The sequence below is a fragment of the Aliirhizobium wenxiniae genome (assembly GCF_019511445.1).
GTDB lineage: Bacteria > Pseudomonadota > Alphaproteobacteria > Rhizobiales > Rhizobiaceae > Neorhizobium > Neorhizobium wenxiniae_A.
In genome coordinates this window covers 123025-141040 of the sequence record NZ_JAEUAN010000014.1, presented here as the reverse complement: position 1 = coordinate 141040, position 18016 = coordinate 123025, and the positions used below count along the sequence as shown (strand labels likewise).

At 56.5% G+C, this 18016-nt stretch carries 23 protein-coding genes and 2 pseudogenes; 14 read left to right on the top strand and 11 right to left on the bottom strand.

Annotated elements, in window-relative coordinates; genetic code table 11:
- The first annotated feature begins 171 nt into the window (after nt 1-171).
- Nucleotides 172-2358 (top strand): putative bifunctional diguanylate cyclase/phosphodiesterase, encoded by a 2187-nt coding sequence (locus JNB91_RS18020; protein WP_220326882.1) that lies wholly within the window; start codon nt 172-174, stop codon nt 2356-2358.
- A gap of 336 nt (nt 2359-2694) precedes the next feature.
- Here the strand turns inward: JNB91_RS18020 and JNB91_RS31690 are convergent, their stop codons facing one another.
- From JNB91_RS31690 to JNB91_RS30805, 3 genes are all read right to left on the bottom strand, one after another.
- Nucleotides 2695-3102 (bottom strand): DUF3833 family protein, encoded by a 408-nt coding sequence (locus JNB91_RS31690; protein WP_220326881.1) that lies wholly within the window; start codon nt 3100-3102, stop codon nt 2695-2697.
- Between the two features lie 38 nt (nt 3103-3140).
- Nucleotides 3141-3788 carry a BA14K family protein gene (locus JNB91_RS18010; protein WP_220326880.1) on the bottom strand — a complete coding sequence of 216 codons (648 nt, stop codon included), beginning with the start codon at nt 3786-3788 and terminating at the stop codon, nt 3141-3143.
- Between the two features lie 121 nt (nt 3789-3909).
- A complete protein-coding gene (locus JNB91_RS30805; RefSeq protein WP_220326924.1) occupies nt 3910-4122 on the bottom strand; it encodes a DUF982 domain-containing protein in 213 nt (70 codons plus the stop codon).
- A 427-nt stretch (nt 4123-4549) separates the two neighbouring features.
- On the opposite strand from JNB91_RS30805, the gene JNB91_RS18000 reads away from it, so the two are divergent.
- The 3 genes and pseudogenes from JNB91_RS18000 (at nt 4550) to JNB91_RS17990 (ending at nt 5684) form a co-directional block, all read left to right on the top strand.
- Nucleotides 4550-4801, top strand: a complete 252-nt coding sequence (locus tag JNB91_RS18000; RefSeq protein WP_148147079.1) for a glycine zipper domain-containing protein — start codon at nt 4550-4552, stop codon at nt 4799-4801.
- A 39-nt stretch (nt 4802-4840) separates the two neighbouring features.
- Nucleotides 4841-5178, top strand: a pseudogene (locus JNB91_RS17995) (hypothetical protein); the annotation flags it as partial.
- Nucleotides 5179-5387: 209 nt separating this feature from the next.
- Nucleotides 5388-5684 carry a hypothetical protein gene (locus tag JNB91_RS17990; RefSeq protein WP_220326878.1) on the top strand — a complete coding sequence of 99 codons (297 nt, stop codon included), beginning with the start codon at nt 5388-5390 and terminating at the stop codon, nt 5682-5684.
- Nucleotides 5685-5864: 180 nt separating this feature from the next.
- On the opposite strand, the gene JNB91_RS17985 is transcribed toward JNB91_RS17990, so the two are convergent.
- The 7 genes and pseudogenes from JNB91_RS17985 to JNB91_RS17955 form a co-directional block, all read right to left on the bottom strand.
- On the bottom strand, nt 5865-6086 hold the full coding sequence (locus JNB91_RS17985) for a hypothetical protein (RefSeq protein WP_220326877.1): 222 nt from the start codon (nt 6084-6086) through the stop codon (nt 5865-5867).
- A 274-nt stretch (nt 6087-6360) separates the two neighbouring features.
- On the bottom strand, nt 6361-6984 hold the full coding sequence (locus JNB91_RS17980; protein ID WP_220326876.1) for a response regulator: 624 nt from the start codon (nt 6982-6984) through the stop codon (nt 6361-6363).
- On the bottom strand, nt 6981-8333 hold the full coding sequence (locus JNB91_RS17975) for a sensor histidine kinase (RefSeq protein WP_220326875.1): 1353 nt from the start codon (nt 8331-8333) through the stop codon (nt 6981-6983). The genes JNB91_RS17980 and JNB91_RS17975 overlap by 4 nt, the downstream gene beginning before the upstream one ends.
- A 53-nt stretch (nt 8334-8386) precedes the next feature.
- Nucleotides 8387-8539 (bottom strand): hypothetical protein, encoded by a 153-nt coding sequence (locus JNB91_RS17970; RefSeq protein ID WP_220326874.1) that lies wholly within the window; start codon nt 8537-8539, stop codon nt 8387-8389.
- A gap of 70 nt (nt 8540-8609) precedes the next feature.
- The gene (locus JNB91_RS17965; RefSeq protein WP_220326873.1) at nt 8610-9005 is read right to left on the bottom strand and encodes a DUF1236 domain-containing protein; all 396 of its coding nucleotides are present in this window, start codon (nt 9003-9005) and stop codon (nt 8610-8612) included.
- A gap of 775 nt (nt 9006-9780) precedes the next feature.
- Nucleotides 9781-10143, bottom strand: a pseudogene (locus JNB91_RS17960) (trehalose synthase); the annotation flags it as partial.
- Nucleotides 10144-10283: 140 nt separating this feature from the next.
- Nucleotides 10284-11186 carry an aldehyde dehydrogenase family protein gene (locus JNB91_RS17955; RefSeq protein ID WP_220326871.1) on the bottom strand — a complete coding sequence of 301 codons (903 nt, stop codon included), beginning with the start codon at nt 11184-11186 and terminating at the stop codon, nt 10284-10286.
- A gap of 281 nt (nt 11187-11467) precedes the next feature.
- On the opposite strand from JNB91_RS17955, the gene JNB91_RS17950 reads away from it, so the two are divergent.
- Genes JNB91_RS17950 through JNB91_RS17935 form a run of 4 tightly spaced genes read left to right on the top strand, consistent with a single transcriptional unit; the run spans nt 11468 to nt 13693 of the window.
- Entirely contained in the window at nt 11468-11764 is a 297-nt protein-coding gene (locus tag JNB91_RS17950) for a hypothetical protein (RefSeq protein WP_220326870.1), read from the top strand.
- A 15-nt stretch (nt 11765-11779) separates the two neighbouring features.
- Entirely contained in the window at nt 11780-12757 is a 978-nt protein-coding gene (locus JNB91_RS17945; protein ID WP_220326869.1) for a TIGR03885 family FMN-dependent LLM class oxidoreductase, read from the top strand.
- A 29-nt stretch (nt 12758-12786) separates the two neighbouring features.
- Nucleotides 12787-13050, top strand: coding sequence for a SemiSWEET family sugar transporter (locus tag JNB91_RS17940; RefSeq protein ID WP_220326868.1), 264 nt, complete (start codon nt 12787-12789; stop codon nt 13048-13050).
- A 7-nt stretch (nt 13051-13057) separates the two neighbouring features.
- A complete protein-coding gene (locus JNB91_RS17935; protein WP_220326867.1) occupies nt 13058-13693 on the top strand; it encodes a cyclodeaminase/cyclohydrolase family protein in 636 nt (211 codons plus the stop codon).
- An 11-nt stretch (nt 13694-13704) separates the two neighbouring features.
- Here JNB91_RS17935 and uvsE read toward each other — a convergent pair whose 3' ends face one another.
- Nucleotides 13705-14604 (bottom strand): UV DNA damage repair endonuclease UvsE, encoded by a 900-nt coding sequence (gene uvsE / locus JNB91_RS17930; RefSeq protein ID WP_262928014.1) that lies wholly within the window; start codon nt 14602-14604, stop codon nt 13705-13707.
- Between uvsE and JNB91_RS30800 the strand changes: the two genes are divergently transcribed.
- From JNB91_RS30800 to tnpB, 6 genes are all read left to right on the top strand, one after another.
- Nucleotides 14596-15111, top strand: a complete 516-nt coding sequence (locus JNB91_RS30800) for a hypothetical protein (protein ID WP_223218258.1) — start codon at nt 14596-14598, stop codon at nt 15109-15111. The two genes, uvsE and JNB91_RS30800, sit on opposite strands and share 9 nt — an antisense overlap.
- A 14-nt stretch (nt 15112-15125) precedes the next feature.
- Nucleotides 15126-15608, top strand: a complete 483-nt coding sequence (locus JNB91_RS17920; RefSeq protein ID WP_220326921.1) for a cupin domain-containing protein — start codon at nt 15126-15128, stop codon at nt 15606-15608.
- A gap of 431 nt (nt 15609-16039) precedes the next feature.
- Nucleotides 16040-16261, top strand: coding sequence for a hypothetical protein (locus JNB91_RS17915; RefSeq protein WP_220326866.1), 222 nt, complete (start codon nt 16040-16042; stop codon nt 16259-16261).
- Between the two features lie 136 nt (nt 16262-16397).
- Nucleotides 16398-16673, top strand: a complete 276-nt coding sequence (locus JNB91_RS31685; RefSeq protein ID WP_223218243.1) for an NUDIX hydrolase — start codon at nt 16398-16400, stop codon at nt 16671-16673.
- A 578-nt stretch (nt 16674-17251) separates the two neighbouring features.
- Entirely contained in the window at nt 17252-17638 is a 387-nt protein-coding gene (locus JNB91_RS17905; protein ID WP_220326864.1) for a transposase, read from the top strand.
- Nucleotides 17635-17988, top strand: coding sequence for an IS66 family insertion sequence element accessory protein TnpB (gene tnpB / locus JNB91_RS17900; RefSeq protein WP_220326863.1), 354 nt, complete (start codon nt 17635-17637; stop codon nt 17986-17988). Before JNB91_RS17905 ends, tnpB begins: the two co-directional genes overlap by 4 nt.
- Nucleotides 17989-18016 lie beyond the last annotated feature (28 nt).

Here is an 18016-nt window from a genome sequence, read left to right as displayed (position 1 = left end):
CTTTATAGCTACAACTCCTTCCGGCACCGACGAGGCGCCGTACTTGGCCGCGTTCGCAATCGTACGCCAGCGTACGGAGCGCCCTTTAACCAGCCTCTAACCAGATTGTTTGCCGCGGTTTTAATGGTCGCTGTTTTACGGTTTCATTAAATACACGATGGCGTACCGCGAATGACAAAGCAGCTTCAATCTCAATGGTTTCTACGAGGGGTACTCCCGGCTTGCGGTTCTCTCGTCCTGTGTAGTTTACTTCTCTTCAGCTTAAGCTGGGCGGCCGCTCGCAGCGACGCCGTTGCGGTTTTGAGGCAACGCGATCTCGTCACCTTGACAATTGCAAAACTGAAGGCGGGGATCGCTCATGATCAGGAAAGTGCCACGGTCTGGGACGATGCCGTAAGAAATGCTCGAGCTGGAAACATCGAGTGGATCGATGCAAATCTCGGCTCGTGGATGCATAGCTACTTTGGTCACGACGCCGCTCTTGTCCTGACATCTGACCTCGCGCCCTTGTACCAATTCTCCGCAGACTCGGACTACGCCCCTACTCCCGGCGACCTCCGAGGCGCATACCTTCCACTTGCAGAGACGCTTCAAGGCCGGCTCGTTGCCGGTGACGCCGACGGCACTAATGAGAAGATCCTCTCGATCGGCGAAACAGATCTATCCTATGTCGGGTTTCGCCCGGCGATCGTGAGCGTCAAACCAATCGTGTCCGACACGGGCGATGTCGAGCAGACAGCCGGCAGTGAGATGCTTCACGTCGTGGTGCGGTTTCTCGACGGCGATTTGCCGACTGTTATCGGCAAGGAGTACGCATTTTCCGAACTGCAATTTTCGGCAACGCGGCCACGGGATCGCAGTCTAGCGTTCGTGCCGTTGAAAGATCGAGATGGGGAAATCTTCGGATACTTCGAATGGAAACCGTTTCGGCCAGGGCACCATGTCCTGGAGGCCACAACCCCTGCCCTCATCCTTGCATTCGTGGCGCTATTCGCTGGAAGCAGCTTGGCTGGAGGCGCTATTTGGCGTCGAACGGAACGCCTCGCTGCGAGCCGCGCAGAGCTTAGCCATCAGGCTTGCCACGACGCGCTGACCGGTCTCGCGAACCGCTCACATTTCAACGACGAGCTCAATCGTCGGCTGCAGGAGGCTTTAGATGACGAACGACACACTGTGCTTTTCGTTGATCTCGATCGCTTCAAGGCTGTTAACGACACCTTCGGCCACCCAATTGGCGACAAGCTGATCAGCTTGGCGGCCGAACGCATGCGTGATCTCCTGCCCGAAGCTCTCATCGCGCGAATTGGTGGCGACGAATTCACGGTTCTGCTGCAAAAGGATTATGCGCTCCAAGTGGAGAAGCTCGCGGACGCGCTTGTTCAAGGCTTGAAGGTCCCCTTCGAGATCGAAACGGCGCACATCGTAATCGGAGCCAGCATTGGTGTAGCCATTGCACGCGGACCATGCGATCCGGCTGAACTCACACGTCAGGCAGACATTGCACTGTATCACGCTAAGGCTGCCGGGAGGAATACCTACGCGATATTCGGAGATCACATGGACGAACTGCTGCGCAAGCGCAGAGCACTGGAAAGCGATCTGCGATCTGCGGTCGTGTCCGGCAGCCAGATCGAGACCTTTTATCAACCGGTATATTCGGCAAGCAACGGGAGGATCTGTTCGCTGGAAGCACTCGCTCGTTGGAAGCACCATACTCTCGGATATATCAGCCCCGACGAGTTCATTCCGCTCGCCGAGGAGATGGGTCTAATCCGCGAGATCGGCTCGCTTGTACTTGAAGACGCGTGCAGGACGCTGGCTGAACTTCCTGACATTACAGTCGCGGTCAATGCTTCCGCTCGTGAACTCGAAGCTCCTGGCTATGCGTTGCGTGTTCTGACAACTCTTGCTCGATGGAACCTGAGTCCCGACAGGCTGGAGATCGAGATGACCGAAAGCGCGACCATCGATAATTGTGGGGAGCTCGGACGAACTATCTCCACGCTGCGGACAGCAGGCGTCCGTTTTGCTATCGATGATTTTGGGACCGGCTACTCGTCTTTCTCCAGGGTGCAGAAGGTCGAAGTTGATCGAATAAAGATCGACAAGTCTTTCATCGACGACATGCATCGAAGCGACAGCCGCGCGCTCGTGATTGCGATGATTGACATGGCGCGCGCTAAGGGGCTGAAAATCACGGCGGAAGGCGTTGAGACGACCGAACAGCGTGAAGCACTAGAAAGTCTGGGCTGCGACGATCTACAAGGCTTCCTCATGTCTCGGCCTCTGCCAAGAGAGGCGGCTATTGCTTATGTATCTGCTGCAACTTCTGAGGCCCAGATAGTGTCCGCCGTCTAGCCTCAGTTATACGACAAAGGTGAGCTCGCTGTTCCGAAAGCATGGCCTGCACTTGAAAACGGCGGCGGCCGACCGCGCCGAGCGCGGCGCTTCGGGCGCGATCGTCCAAGGCTCCTCTCAGCCGTCGCCGACGGCTTTCTTAAGCATAACGATACAAGGTCAGGTATGCCGGTAAGTATCGTCTTCAGCGCCGGTTCTGGCAGAACTGGCGCGATGAGACTATTATGATAAGGAGGCGAATGGGCAACGATCTGAGACCGAAGGTGGCAGATGTGGTTCGCGTCACCAACCGCTGCATCACAGTGTGCAGAATGACCAGAAACGGTCTTGGCCGGATCACCTTTGCCAATCGCCGTGAATGCCTGAGAACCTAATCACGTGCTCTGCTGGCCGGCGGGTCCCCGCGATTCGAGAGTGACTAAAACTGTGCGATGGCCTTCTCACTACAAACGCAATGGCAGCGCGCGGCACGGCCTCCGACACATGATCGTGATTCGCTTTGTTTCGAGGACTGTCGAGAGCACTGCCGGCTGAGGACATCCGCTCGTAGAACGCGCTCAGGGTTACGAGTTCGATACCATGCTTCGTCAGCGAAGCACGGGCCGTCAGGTGGTTATCATCATGCAGGAAGACCCAGTCATCAAACTTGAACTTCGTCTTTGCACTTTCGCTGCGGGCATCTCGCGCAAATTCGAACGGAATCCGTCGCCCGCCTGCTCGCCATCGGCCTCCCCGTACGGGCATGAGGGCCTGTATCCCCGGTTTCAGCGAGCCGGGAGGCTTTAGAACTGGGCAACAGTAGCGTCCGCAGCACTCCTGATCGAGATGTTTGCCGACTCCGATATCGGCCCGGAGCACACCTTCCTGCCACCCGAAAAAGGTTGATACGTGTTGTCCTCTATCCGATATGAGGTGTATCGCTCCATGCACCACCGCTCGTTCACGTTTGGATCGCTCGCACCGCCGTCGGCGACCTGCTCAACGGCGACGGAGGCCGCTTCGATCGGAGCGGCACAGGCGCGCCGCGGCCCGCCCCCATATGGCTGATATGTGTTGTCGGCAGCATTATATGAGCGGTACCGAGCACCACACCACTCCTGCGCCTTGGTGGATAGTGTTTCGGACAGCAAAGCAACCCCCGCCCCGGTCACATCGGGTTTGTTCGTGGAGCTTGGCGGCACATTCACGCGCTGCCCGGACTTCGCTTCGGCTAGGAGCGTATTCTCGGGTAACACAGCGGGAAGCCTCTCGTAAGCCTGCAAGCTGGTATCAACCCTCCGCACCTCGGGCGACCAAAGTGGCTCGCCATAAATATCCGCGAATTGATGCGGCGCAATAGGTGCCGTCAGATAGGATGACACCCGCATCCCAGCCGCTGCGATCGGCAGGAGGCAAGAAGCTAGAACAAGACCTGTTAATAGTTCGCGCATAGGATATCAACCTTATGGATTTGCTATCCAAAATGTCGTTGGAGACTGTTTGTTCCTAGGCCGATAGTCCGATATGGGCTGGTCCTGCATCATTGCTTTATTTTGTTTCTGGCACGGTCGCTTAAGGCCTCAGCAACCCAACTTCTTTCGCCGCATTCAGAAAAGCTTGGGCCGCCACTACGGAGCTGACGTTCCCCTTTAGCGCACCGAGGCAAGCTTTTTTTGCAACCTTGAAATTTTTCCCGGCGGGCCGGGGCCAGCAGGTCATCAAGACTTCCAAGGCTTCTCGGCTATTGCCAACGCGTTTAAAGTGGTCGCCACAATCGAGGCTGATTTCATAAGTGGCTTCCCATAGGTCGTTCTGCGTAACGTTGCTCCTGGTCCCAACCTCCTTTCCCTCGAACGTGAGACGATCACGGCTCGTTCCAGACTAGGACTTCAGTCCCATCGTCACGCTGCCATACCGCAAGAGCGATCGACGAGGTCCCGGTTGGAAAGCAAAGAAAGGTTTCGACGAGCTCGGACGCATTGTTGGAAAGTCTAGCTTTTCTCTTATTTTGACGAAAAGGCCGCGTTGGAACTGCTTCGATTGATCCGCGGGACATTTGCCACTCCGTGCCGCCCGTTAGGTTGAGCTTTCGGGCCAAAGGTCCAGCGGGAATGGACTTTGAGCGTTGCCGCAACATATTTCCAAGGGCATCGGCACTGCCTTCCAATCGAGGATTGGGACAGACGTGGTGGATTCAACAGGGAGGATATCCATGAAACGCATTGTAATCATCAGCCTTATGGCAGCATCTCTCGCCGCTTGCACGGCAACCGAACAAGGGGCGGGGGTTGGAGCGGCAACCGGGGCTGTCATAGGCGGCGTCGCTACCGGCAACGTCCGCGGCGCAGCCGTCGGCGCCGCAATTGGCGGTGTCTCGGGCGCTTTGATCGGCAGGGTCGCAGAGCAGCCTGGCCGCTGCTACTACCGCGACCAATACGGACGCCGATATGTCGACCGCTGCTAACTAGTACGCAATCGAGGGCATGTGGAGCGGATGTTTCACATGCCTGCAACCGCCGCTGGCGCTGCAGCCGGCGCGGTTGCTGGTGGGGCAGCCGGCGGTATTATCGTCGGGCTGACGAGCTCCGGCGTCCCAGAACGCGATGCGCATTTCTATGCAGAAGGCGTCCGTCGCGGTGGCACACTCGTCACTGCCAAGGTGGAGGACGCTCTGGCACCAGAAGCTGAAGCTATCCTTAAACGCTCCAACTGGGTCGATCCTGCAGAAGGTCGCGTTTGATATGAACAGCAAGGCTGGAAAGGATTCGACGAAAGGCTTGAGCCTATGACGCAAAGCAGGTCGAGCAGGAAAGGCTTCGATACCGCCGCGGCGGTATCTGAACTTAGCTGAGGGTAGCCTGAAGAGGCGCCCTTTCGCCGCCCCGAAAGCTGATCTGATCTCGTATCACGTCGGTAGTTCGACATAATCGAAGACCAACTAGCATATAAGGCGGTATGGGCAGATCAGCTGCTCTGCCTTAGACCTTGGTCGGTTACTTAACACCAGCGCCCTTGCTAAGATATTGTGTGGTCCACAGGGAGGAACGGAAGTGCAGCTGGAAAATGCAATGCGAAACGTCCTCATCTACCCTACGTATCAACAAAGACAGTCGCTTTTCGCTGGATTAAAAAAAGAGGTTAATCGGAGCTTCTTGATGCTCGATCCTCAAGCACAGAGACGCTGGGCGACCTCAGCCCAGATGCTCACCGAAATCTTAGAAATTTTCGAGCATCTGCCACAGGACGCCGAGGGATGCTCAATGGCTGAGGCCGTGGAACTTGCCTGCCAATTCACCATTCAAGCGATACCATCGCAATATGAGATCACAAACGCGACCATACACTAATCTGAAGGTCTCGCTCTTTCGGCGACGGTTCTGTTGCAGCGGACGAAAAACTTTCTTTTTGAAAAGGGGGGCTAGGGCCACGCCCAAGACCGTCAACAACCGAGCGCGAAGTAATCTAAGATGGAGGGTCTGATGATTTCACGCAGATCGCTCATAGCGGGAATCGCCTTTTTGCATAGTTCAGCGCGACCAGCCAGCCTCATCGCGCTGGAGGCTGTTGCGACCGCTAGCCCGGCACTTGCAAGGAGTGGCGGTGGAAATGGCGGCGGAAACGGCGGCGGAAACGGCGGCGGAAACGGCGGCGGAAACGGCGGCGGAAACGGCGGCGGAAACGGCGGCGGAAACGGCGGCGGAAACGGCGGCGGAAACGGCGGCGGAAACGGCGGCGGAAACGGCGGCCAAGGCTTCGGAAGAAGAAATTCCGCAGGAGATGATAATAGCAAGGGCAGATCTAGTAATTCTGCGGGTGTCACCGAAGCCAATCAGCAGCCGGGCGGCTACTCAGTTTCTGTCAGAGGCAGTACCGTAGAAATTCGATACTCGAACGGGATCTTGGAACGCCTCACCAATCGGCGCTTCTCGATGATTGATCGGAGGGGGCGCACAATCGTGGACCGTCCTGCAACCTCTGTTGACCGGGCTCGGATTCAATCTCTGCTCAAATGAGAACAAGGATCTATCTACGCCAGCGCAGGGCGGCCTCGGTTCGATTTGAGACGCTAAGCTTCGCGAAGATGCGGGTTGCGTGGTGCTTGACCGTTTTCTCGTGAAGGCCGAGCTTTCGCGCAACCAACTTGTTACTCATGCCCACCGCGATCAGATCCATGACCTCACGCTCGCGCGCACTAAGCCCATCATGCTCATGCATAGCGGCTGGATGCGGCTTGCTTTCCGCAATCAGTCTCGCGCTCAAGTTGGGGGGGACATAACTTCCGCCAAGTACAACAGTCCTAACCACGCTTGCCAGGTCGCGAGACCCGATACCTTTAAGAACATAACCACACGCTCCTGACTGCATCGCGGCACGCACATCGTCCCCGTCTTCAGATGCAGTCAATATTACCACTTTGGTAGCAGGAGCCTTGGCGAGGATAGTTTGGACCGCGGAGAGGCCATTTCCCGGCATCGATATATCGAGCAAAACAGCCTCAGGACAGTGCGTCGTGGCTAACGACACGGCATCGCTCGCCGAGCCTCCCTCTCCGACGATGTCGAAGCCCAGATCTCCCAAACTTTTATAGACCCCCGCGCGAAACATCGGATGATCATCGACAAGCACAAGGCGGATTTTCTCGGTCATGACACTATTGGATCGTGGATATTGAGGAACATAGTTAGAGTAGTGCCGGCAAAAGACGAATTTATTTCGAATTTTCCGCCAAGACTTTCGACGCGTTCACGCAGTCCTGAGAGGCCGAGACCGAGCAATGACGCGTTTTCTGCTTTGAAGCCGTGGCCAGCATCTTGCACGATGACTGTAATCTCGCTGCCAAGAAGTTTCACTTCGACCCGTTGCCCTTTGCCATCGGCATGCCGCCAGCTGTTGTTGAGTCCTTCCTGGATGAACCTATACGCGCAGATTTTCACCGCCACTGGTATCTCGTCATTCAACGGCTCGATCGTACTATCTACCGATGCGCCTGTACGTAATTGGTAGTGCTCGACTGCTCGGCGGGCCGCTTCGCTGACTGACAAGGTCTCGATGTGCGGCAAGATCAAACCACGACAGATGATGCGGATATCGCGTATAGCCTCGTCGAGGCTTTCTTTAATTGTCGCAACCTCTTCCTCACGGGTAGCTCTGTTGCTGTCGTCGCTGAGGATCTGTTCGCTATCCATGCGTAGAGCAGCGTAGGCCAGAAGCTGTGCTGGCCCATCGTGCAGGTCCGCACCCACCCTTCTGAGAAATTTTTCGTTGAGGGCGACCGCTCGCTGAGACCCTTTCTTGACGCGGAGGGTAAGATCGAGGTTTTCCTGCAGCTGACGTTCTATTGTCCGGCTTCCACGCAGCACGATCGCCGAGAGAATCAGAAAAAAACCGGCCGTTACGGTGACAGTCACGACCCAGCTTCTAAAACGCGCCCTTGTCAGGCTGAGTTCGAGCTCTCCCGCCCTTTCGTAAAACTCTGTGACGGCAACAACCTGGCCAGACCAAGGCTGTAGGATTGGATTGTAAATCTCGAGCAGAGGCTCCCCAACCGCTTGTTCAGCATCGCTTTCGGGATCATCGATCTCGTCGAATTTCGCGACAAGTTCGCCATTGAAGGCACGCTTTCGGCTTTCGCCAGGAGGCACGACACGACCCATAAGCTTCTTGTCGTTCGAATATAGGATCATGCCGTCCTTGCGCCATAGGCGAAAAGAGACCAACCGCTTTCCGAGAGCGCCCTGGCCCAGGGTTTCGTCGAGTGTCCGCTCTATGGACTCATCGAGCTTCGTCTCGCGGGTCAGGTCCGGCAAAACTGGCGCGATAATACTGTCGACATACAGGGCTGTAGTAGCGGCAGCATTCCGCGTAACCGTCTGTGCAATCTGCTCTGTGACATGATGCCCGATGATGATCGTGGCGATTGCGGTAACTATACCACCTGCCAGAAAAAACTGCTTTGCGAGACTAAGGGAGTTCACGAAATCTAGAGCTGACTTCACCGGCCCGTTCCAAGTTCCAACATCCGCCTATCGGATAAACCTGCATGCAAAGTTCAGCGGATTAATATGGAAGACAGGCTCGAGCCGCTCGCGGGGGCCTCAGGGATGAAACCGACCCGCGGCTGCTGAATAGGATCGTTAAGGCCTATGAGCACCACCACCATTCCACCCATAATGACGAGAATGCCTGCAACAAGCGACTTCATCTTCCACCTCCCATAAGAAAATCGGTGTGGCAGATACCATCTACCACACCATCTGGGCCCAACCGACCGGTTAGTTGATTACCTGGATAACCTTGCGGCTTGAAGGCTCGACGATGACGCGCTGCTTGTTCACAATTGCGTAGGAATAATTGGGATTTTCCGGAACCTGCTGCACGACGACAGTCGATGGAAGCGGTTCACCGACGACCACCTTTTCCTGTACAACGACGGTATCAGTGGGCATGGGAGCTTCACGAACGTAAGTTACAACGCGTTCCGGCGGTGGGTCGATAGCGGTTCCGGCGACTGCGCCCACAACCCCGCCAACAGCTGCACCCACCGGACCGCCGACAATTGCTCCCGTCACCGCGCCGCCGGCAGCGCCGTTTACCGTGGACTGCTGTGCCATGGCACTACCTGCCACGAACATCGCGGTGGCAAAAACTACGGCTTGTTTCCTGTTCATCTGCTTCTCCTTTTTTACCGAGGTGTTCCTCGTCCAACTAATGGAGAAACTTCGAACAAGTTCCGGGCTGGGACTTTGTGCCCAATCCCTTGCCGATTGATACGCCTTTAGGCCTACTGCGCCAGCCCCATTACAGACCGATGGCCCATGCAAAAGAATGAAGCCCACCGTGTGAGGGTGAGCTTCCAGCCGCATTGGATCATCTTCTCTAGAAGTCTCGATGCTTCGTCACACAGGGGCAGACGACGATATTTTGACCTAGCCCCCGCAAAATCCCCGGTCATGATTAACCAGCTTTCTCCCCAAGACCGCTGCCGTCCAAGAGTTGCGCAGGTGCCGCCTCCGAACACACACAAGCGTCAGTTGCCTAGGCGACGGCGCAACTTGAAAAAGGCCGGTAACCGATCTGATCAGAGGAGATGCCGGCGCGGTTAGAGGGGGTGTAGCCGCGCCAGCTTCCCGTCGTTGGAAGTGTTCCCGCAGACGATATGTAGTACGTGGAGAGCGGACCCGCGGATCTCTCGGGGCCTATGAGGAACCAGCCGCGCGCTCCGCCCATACCCATGGTGCTGCGCGACTGACCGGCCGAAAATGTCAGAAAAACAGCTGACGCAAGAGAAATCCCGTGGCAAAGCTCGTATTCCACGGGCCATTGGCTCGCAGCGAGGAGCGCTTTGTCTTTCTTAACGAAATAATGAGAGCCCATTTTGCGTGCCGTCTAACGGTCACAAAGACCGCCTTTACCGTTTGGTACCCGATCTAATTTACCTAAATTCTAGACATCACTTCGCTTAAGGAGGTAATCTAGACCACCCGCTCGGTACCACCGATAGCCATAAGGGTCTAAAACCATGTGGTGCTTACCGGCCCTCGTCCGGCTATTTGTCGCGTCTGCGATGTCGATCAGAATGTCCCCATCACCGCCGATGCCTGCATCGAATGTGATCTCCACCGGCTTGTCGTGGAAATTATGAATGATGACGACGGCATTGTCGCGCCAGTCGTATCGCATCCCCAATACCCCGGTGTCGCCGCAATCCAGGACTTCGAATGTGCCCCAACCGATCTCCGGCGCCTCCTTGCGCATGCGGATCATCCGCTCGGTCCAATTCAGCATCGACTGGGCATCGCGGCGCTGGGTAGATGACCTGTTTTGCCAGCTTATCAAGCTCTGGCCGTCTCCAATCCCGATGCCGGGGAGGCTCTTGGCTTCGCCTCGTATGATAACAAAAAAGCGGGCGTAAGTCGCCCGCTTCAGAAATGGTGAGGTGCAGTAGACTAGCGCGTAGCGCGCAGCTCATCGTCGCGTGTTACGTGGGTAGTGCCAACAGCGCCACCGATCCAGGCGGCGATAGCCCCAATAGCCAGCGAGATGAATGCAAGGATTGCTCCGGTAGAAATCGCAGTCGCGGCGACTTGAGCAGCTTCGGTCGCCTGCTTCTTGGCTTCTTCCACCGACTGACGGTACTGGGTCTCATACTGCTGAACCTGTTGGCGGGCCTGCTCGACAGGAATGTTCTGGGCGCGAGCCAGAGCTTCAGCCGACCTGGTGCGTGCTTCCTCAATCTGCGCCTGGTCGCCGGTGAGCATGGCACGAACCGAAGCAACGGCAGTGTCGCGCAGCGCAGCCGGATCGCTACCGCCGCTAGCATCACGAACGCTTCGTTCGATATCGGCCATCGGATCAGCAGCGGTCGCGATCGATGGAGCTGCAGTCGTTGCTGCAGTGGAGATGGTCGAGCCCGCGCTTGAGATCAGCCCGCCAAGACCGCTGAACGTGCCGCCAACGATCGCGCCTACCGAGGTAGTCAGAAGGTAGAGGGTCACGAGAGTCGTCACAGCCCATGACGTAAGGCCGTGAAGCGATCCGGTAGAGCGCAGCGGACGACCGGAAAGACGGCTGGCGACGTAGCCGCCAACAAAAAAAGCAACGACGCCGCTCACGACAAACCAAACGGCCGAGCTAATCGACATTGTGCTTGCGGCTGGGTTGTCATTGGATGCGGGGTCAATGACTGCGGCACCGAGGCCAACACCAAGCATCGTCAGCAAAATGTGTGTCGTAAGCGTGATGGCAACGCCCGCAAATATAGCTCCCCATGAGACTTTGTTGTAGGCGGCGTTAATGTAGGGATCGGCGGCTCGCGAATGCAGCGCTGCGACGGTGACAGGTTCGGTCATGGCTGTTTCCTCATTGCTCACGATGGCGTGATTGCGGCGGCAACGTGGCAGAGGTGGATTAGGTTCCGACGATGGTCGCCGTTACCTGTGCCAGTAAAAAACGGCTCCGAGGTAAGGGAGCCGACATGAGTGCACGCCTAGTCTCATAGACGTTTGGATTTTTAGTCCGCCCAAACGTGCATTACGATTGGGCTCTTACTGACAATTGGGCTCTCACGCTGTTCCAGGAACTGATGAGCTGCCCGCCAGTTAAGCACGGCAACGCAAATCGGAGCCTGCGCATGGCACATCTCGTTGAAATCCTCCTTCCTGTCTCCGACGCACCGATACAGGAAGCGCTTGAAGGCATACGGAATGAATTGACGGCTCGCTTTGGAGGAGCAACGCTACATTCGAGCGCCCCTGCCGAAGGCGTTTGGGCCGACGACGGCACGTTCGAACTCGATCGCATCGTGATTGCCGAAGTGATGACCGAACATCTCGATCGCGATTGGTGGCGCGACTATCGCGAGCGACTTGAGCGTCAACTGGCGCAAGACGAGATCGTTATTCGCACGACCCAGATTGACCGGCTATAAAAGGGACCCAGTCTATTGTCGGTTATCGGTTACCACGCGTCTCATGAGCAGTTCTCGCCCAGCCAGCTTCTTCTCTATGTCAAGCAAGCGGAAGCCGCCGGTTTTGACGCCATCATGACCTCGGACCACATAACTCCGTGGAGTAATCGGCAGGGAAACTCAGGCAACAACTGGGCATGGTTGGGAGCTGCCATGTCTGCGACCTCTCTGCCGTTCGGTAGTCTCGCAATCCCTGGCGGCTGGAGATACCATCCGGTTGTCCTCGCCCACATGATTGCGACGGTGTCTGAAATGTTTCCCGATCGTCTGCGCTGGATCGCTGCGGGGAGCGGCGAGGCGATGAATGAACACGTCGTCGGAACGGGCTGGCCCGATAAAGCAGAGCGCAACCAACGCCTGCGCGCGGGCTGTGATATCATGCACTCCCTGATGAAGGGCGACATGCTCACCACCGACACTCCATGGTTCGCCATTGATCGTGCCCGACTTTGGTCACCTCCGCAGAAGCCGCCGATGATCTTTGGCGCCGCACTTTCCGACGACACGGCAGAGTGGATGGGTGGTTGGACTGCCGGACTTTTGACAGTCCGCAAGCCGCGGGAAGAGCTTATAAAAATGATCAATCGCTTTCGAGGCGGCGGTGGGGTCGGCAAGGCCATAACGGTGCAACTCCAGGTCAGTTGGGGTCGGAACACCGAAGAAGCCCGGGAAGCGGCATGGGATCAATGGCGCGTCGCGGCAGCCGCTCCTGACCACCTGGCAAGCCTGCAAACTGCTTTCGAATTCGACCGTGAGACCCAGGCCGTCTCTCCCGAGGAAATGGACGACGTCATTCCTCTGGTCACCACCGCCCAGCACATTCTCGATCTCATCGAGGAAACGAAGGCGTCCCGGGTCGATGAGATCTACATTCATAACGTGTCGCGAGACCAGTCGGCATTTCTGGAGTTCATGGCTTCGCAGGTCATGCCAGCGATCGATAAGACATCTTAAGGCAAGCCATTCGACAATAAGGACTACTCATGGAAATAGCGCTGCTGGTTGGCTATCTAGCGTCCCTATGCTCGGTAATCAGTTTCGTGCCACAAGTCTGGAAAGTCGTCAGGACCGGCGATACAGCCGCGATCTCGGGTCGAATGTATACGCTCACGGTTATCGGCTTCGCCCTTTGGTCTGCCTTCGGCATTCTGAAGACCGAGTGGCCCATCATCCTCACCAATTCGATCTGCTTCTGCCTCTCCGGATATATTCTGATACGAAAGCTGCGAGCCAACGCGGGGAAATGACCAACTTATGGTTCTTGGCGTGATCCAAAATGACGGGATAGAGACCATGGCGCTGCGAAAAATGCCGCTGGAAGAATTGCTCGCTTTGACGGGGCGGGCTGAACCATTGATCGGCGGCAGTACGGCATCGCTGCTCGCAGCGCGATTTGGCATCGCCATGATCCGAATGGCTTTAGCTGTTTCGGGCAAGCATGGCGCAGATAATGGCTTGCACATTGAACAACTGGATTCATTAACTGCTCGTCTCGACGATGCAACGGAGCATGACCGGGCGGCTGCGCAGGCGCTGATCAAAAATTTTCGCGATAATGCCGACCCCTCCGTCCGTCGAGGCGCACTCACAGAGGCGACGCGTGAGCCCCTATCAGCCGCGCATGTACTCGTAGAAACGCTCGAAACAGTAGTCGCAGCCGAGCCAGGCGTCAGGCAATCGGTTGCCAGCGACCTGTTCGGTGGCGGTGAACTGATAAAAGGAGCGTTCGCCGCGGTGATGATGGCTATAGAAAACAATCTGCGGCAAGACGAGGTTGTGGACCTTGAAGTTCGCACACAACAGAACCGCTCCGATCTATGGCGCCGGCACGATGTCGCGATAGCTGCTTTGCGATCTAGTTTTCTAGCACGTGAACAAGCTGCTCGTTGACGAAAAGACGTTCAGCCAGTCTCCATCGCAGCATCTTCTTCATTCGCAAGTTCATCGACTTCACTCGGCTGTAGTCCAAAACGGTCAGCGACATCAGGCGCGTATCGCAAGAGATCGGGTCGAAGACGTATCAGCGCCAGATCCTTTGCCTTTGCTTCTAGCATCACATCAAAATCGAAAGCCGCGACCATCCGCATGAATGTTGCGAACTCGAAGGGATTGCAGAAGTCAGCGTGGCCGGTGAACACGGGCGCAATCGGCCTAGCGGTCTTCTTTTTGGTGATTCTGTCGACGACGATCTTCTCACGCATTTCGGTACGGGGTGACGAATAGTGGATTTTTGGCTGTTGACCGGATGGCCAAGTTGCCATGACTTTCGCAAACGTTTCGACCAGGTCGGCGCGCTCCGGGTTCAGACACCAGAAATGCTGATGGTCAAAGATGACCCGCACGCCAGTCTGCTCGTGGATCCACAGGACGTCCGCTGCGGAGAAGCGCAGGTCGTCATGTTCGAGGGCAAGACGCCTGCGCACAGGCTCGGGCAATGTGTGCCATGTGTCCACCCAGCGCTTACGGCTCGAACCGATGTCACCATAGGTGCCGCCGACATGGATGACCAGAACGGCTTCGGGGCCCAGGCCCATCAGGTCGAGCATCTCGGCTTGGCTCAACAGGTCCCAAACGCTCTTGGCCACCAGCTCAGGATCGGGGCTGTTAAGCACCACGTATTGCGAGGGATGAAAAGACAGGCGGATATCGAGCGCTCTCGCCTTGGCGCCTATCGCGGCCAATTCCGCTTTGCTTTCCGAAATCATACCGTGGAACTGTGGCATGTCGGGATGGGTTGCATAGGGCGCAAGGTCAGACGACAGGCGGTACATCGAGATTTTGTGCTTGGCGAGATGATCCAAGATCTGATCGACGTATCCGAGCGAGACCTTCAGGTGAGGATCACTCGCAGCCCGGCGAGCGTCGTTACTTTTCAAGTTGTCACGGATCATGACCTTGACTGGAAAACCCAGTCGCGAAACTCTTTCTCGCATTCGACGATCCCTATTTTCTTCGCTTCGTCTGCGCAAATGCCCCCGGTTGCGTTTAATGCGAATGTAAATCCCAGGGCCTGTTCTGGAACGATGGCTGCGCCCAACAGTTCCTCTCGCGATCATGAAGCGACAGAGGTGATTGCAATGAAAAATGCTTCGAAAGAGCTTGCAGACGAGTACCGGCGCCTCGGCGGCCGCCGGATCGCTGTCATTGATGACAATCTCGGTTCATCGCGCGAATGGGACGGCGATCCTCCTGAAGCTGCCCGGTTCTGGAACGAACACGTCGCAGTTCTATCCGACCGGGAGCGCCGTGATGTGGAGACTTTTCTCCCCTCGTTGAATGACGAGAGCGACGAACCAGCTCCACATTGAAGGTAACAACGACGATGTTTGTCGATACTAGAATGTTTGAACCGAGCGCCTGGGTGCCGAATAATCAGCGGCTTCCCGTCTTGCGTTACAACATCGATCTTGCAGACGGAGAGGCATTCGACAAGCTGTTTGCGAGGAATGGCTGGTCCGGCATCTGGACGGATGGCGTCTTCGACTATCAGCACTATCACACCGGTGCTCATGAGGTCCTGGGAGTGAAAAGTGGCACGGCAACCTTGCTGATTGGTGGGCCGGACGGTCAGGAGATTAGAGTAGCGCCGGGCGATTGCCTGATCCTCCCTGCCGGTACCGGACACCAGAACCTTGGCAGCTCGAAAGATTTTGCGGTTGTTGGAGCTTATCCTCCGGAGCAACACGCGGACATTCAACGGTTGGCCGCCACCGAGAAAATGCTGTCGACGATTGCATCTCTTCCCTTGCCCCGGACCGATCCTGTTCACGGCGCACGCGGCGCATTGCTCAAGAAGTGGCGCTGATAGTTGGCTGTGCACGCCCACCGTGGATGTCGCCACCACGTCAGGTCTCTCGGTCCCGACGACTACAAGGCATTCATTCTCCGCGCCCTTGATGGCTAACTAGATTGCTGCATCAGGAACTGGCTCATTGCGTCATTGCCTTAGCCGCCTCTATGTTATCGCCGATATCAGTTCGATCAGGTAGGCGGCCAGCACGATACCTGCGAGGAGCCCAATAAATGTTGTGAGTGTCAGTTTCATGGAGGCACAATGGATCACTCATCGACCGGTTCCACAAACCTGACAACGTGTTTAACCACTTCTCCGTAGGTGGCCTCAAGGACACACGACGCTGCTTACATAAAGCTGGGGAGAGCTCAGTAAGTGTGCAGAGGCTCCTATCCAAGCCATTGGATTGTTCGTAGACTTCACCTCTACAGAGGAGTCGCGCCATGATCGACGTTTTCCCCCACGAGTTCTATTGGGCACGTTCGCAAAAACACAACGACGGGCGGACGACGATCGTAGAGGTCTCAACCATCTTCGGGGAGAGCCACGACCACTGGACGCTTGCAGTTCCGGGCTCCGATCAACATTTCATGATCAGCGATTTCGAAATCCTTAGCCACATCGAGCAGCCACCCAGCATTTGGCACCGCCAAGCTGCAGAGTAGGAGGCGCAGTAAATGATCGGTCTCTCTAGGTCGATCGACTAGGCAGGATGATTTTCGTTTCAGCCTCTACGCACCTGAAATCCACGCGGACACGCGTCCAGCACAAAACTTCACCATCGATCATTACCAACTCGCGTTGGCGCACTACTTTGCCACCGAACAAGCTGGGGCTGTTTGTTGGCGGGTTTCCAGCAGCCGAATCGAGATCTTGCTGATCACGAGCAAGGATACAGGCCGTTGGATTATACCGAAAGGGAATATCCGTCGGCGAGAACCGTCTTTTAGAGCCGCACAACGCGAGGCACTTGAAGAGAGCGGCGTGTCCGGGAAGATCAGAAAAACTACAGTCGGCTACTATCTTTACGCGAAAAACGAAGAGACGTCACTCACGGTAGCGGGTGCATTTGCTTAAATGCTCTGAAGAAACCGACGCCTTCGCTGAACAAGGACAGCGTAGCAAGATATGGGTATCGCCGGCAGCCGCAGCCGTCATGGTCGACGAGCCTGAACTGCGCCAAATTCTTGCAAACATCGATCAACGGACGGTCTTAGCCTCGCAAGATCGGACGCGTCGGGTGACAGAAAGCCCGGTGCTTTCCATGTCCGAGAAATCACTTGGGCCACAGAGCATCTTCGTTGCCTGAAAATGAACCGCGCCGTAGACACCGGCACGATTGCCGTGGTGCATCAACCGTCAAAATGTAGTGCCAAGGATGACAAGTTTAACGATCCCCCGCCGTGAGCGGTCTCCTTCGGCTGCTTTTAGCCAGCTTGCGAGGGAAGTCCGCAACTCCAACCGTATCCCGTTGGTCAACTAATTGATCCTTGCTTCGTCATCGCGGTTAGCAGGCGCAATTCCTGTCGGGTAGATCACGCATCCATCTACTTGCCGTGTAAAAACTTGGCTGTAACCGGTGTTCCGCTCCCACGTTGTCCTCGTCGCCCTGATCTGTGATCGCCTATTCATGGACGAGCAACGGGAGTTTCTCCATGGAGAGTACATTGGAGTTTCTCACGACCAGGAAGTCTGGGCGTGAGCCGCAGCGGCACTGGCCGGACGAGATCAAGGCGCAGATCGTTTCCGAGAGCCTTCGACCAGGTGCGATGGTCAATGAAGTTGCAGAGCGACATGGCCTGAAGCCGAACCACCTGTCCACCTGGCAGACGATGGCACGGCAGGGCAAACTGGTTCTACCTGCACCCGACAACGCGGTGGAGTTCGCGGCGGTTGTCATCGATCCACCAGTTGCGGAGCCGCCCATCAAGAAAGCTAGCCGTCCCGAGATCATCGTCGGCGCTGTCACGATCCGGTTAGAGGAAGGCGCGTCCGCCTCCCGGATTGCCGCTGTCGCGCGTGCCTGCGCGGTTCCTGCATGATCTTTCCCTCGAACCGGGTTCGGATCATGGTGGCGACCAAGCCTGTCGATTTCCGCAAGGGCCACGATGGCCTGGCAGCACTGGTCAAGAATGAGCTGCACAAGGACCCTTTTACGGGGACGGTCTTCGTATTCCGATCACGAAAGGCGGATCGCCTGAAGCTGATCTACTGGGATGGCAGCGGTCTGGTGATGGCCTACAAACGGCTGGAGGAGCACACGTTCACTTGGCCAGACATCCGGGACGGTCTGATGACCTTGGGCCATGCTCAATTCGAGGCGCTATTTGCGGGGCTCGACTGGCGGCGGGTCCGCTCCGTTGAGACAAGAGCGCCGACAGCGATCGAGTAGATGCGTCACGATGACTCGGTTCGTAAAT

Excerpts from the sequence above, each read along its gene's own strand:
- JNB91_RS18020 (WP_220326882.1), top strand. The coding sequence starts at position 172 with ATGACAAAGCAGCTTCAATCTCAATGGTTTCTACGAGGGGTACTCCCG.
- tnpB (WP_220326863.1), top strand. The coding sequence starts at position 17,635 with ATGATCTTTCCCTCGAACCGGGTTCGGATCATGGTGGCGACCAAGCCT.
- JNB91_RS18010 (WP_220326880.1), bottom strand. The coding sequence starts at position 3,788 with ATGCGCGAACTATTAACAGGTCTTGTTCTAGCTTCTTGCCTCCTGCCG.
- JNB91_RS17980 (WP_220326876.1), bottom strand. The coding sequence starts at position 6,984 with ATGACCGAGAAAATCCGCCTTGTGCTTGTCGATGATCATCCGATGTTT.
- JNB91_RS31690 (WP_220326881.1), bottom strand. The coding sequence starts at position 3,102 with ATGCCCGTACGGGGAGGCCGATGGCGAGCAGGCGGGCGACGGATTCCG.
- JNB91_RS17955 (WP_220326871.1), bottom strand. The coding sequence starts at position 11,186 with ATGACCGAACCTGTCACCGTCGCAGCGCTGCATTCGCGAGCCGCCGAT.
- JNB91_RS17940 (WP_220326868.1), top strand. The coding sequence starts at position 12,787 with ATGGAAATAGCGCTGCTGGTTGGCTATCTAGCGTCCCTATGCTCGGTA.
- JNB91_RS18000 (WP_148147079.1), top strand. The coding sequence starts at position 4,550 with ATGAAACGCATTGTAATCATCAGCCTTATGGCAGCATCTCTCGCCGCT.
- JNB91_RS17935 (WP_220326867.1), top strand. The coding sequence starts at position 13,058 with ATGGTTCTTGGCGTGATCCAAAATGACGGGATAGAGACCATGGCGCTG.
- JNB91_RS17915 (WP_220326866.1), top strand. The coding sequence starts at position 16,040 with ATGATCGACGTTTTCCCCCACGAGTTCTATTGGGCACGTTCGCAAAAA.
- JNB91_RS17905 (WP_220326864.1), top strand. The coding sequence starts at position 17,252 with ATGGAGAGTACATTGGAGTTTCTCACGACCAGGAAGTCTGGGCGTGAG.
- JNB91_RS17970 (WP_220326874.1), bottom strand. The coding sequence starts at position 8,539 with ATGAAGTCGCTTGTTGCAGGCATTCTCGTCATTATGGGTGGAATGGTG.
- JNB91_RS17920 (WP_220326921.1), top strand. The coding sequence starts at position 15,126 with ATGTTTGTCGATACTAGAATGTTTGAACCGAGCGCCTGGGTGCCGAAT.
- JNB91_RS17950 (WP_220326870.1), top strand. The coding sequence starts at position 11,468 with ATGGCACATCTCGTTGAAATCCTCCTTCCTGTCTCCGACGCACCGATA.
- JNB91_RS17965 (WP_220326873.1), bottom strand. The coding sequence starts at position 9,005 with ATGAACAGGAAACAAGCCGTAGTTTTTGCCACCGCGATGTTCGTGGCA.
- JNB91_RS30800 (WP_223218258.1), top strand. The coding sequence starts at position 14,596 with ATGATCCAAGATCTGATCGACGTATCCGAGCGAGACCTTCAGGTGAGG.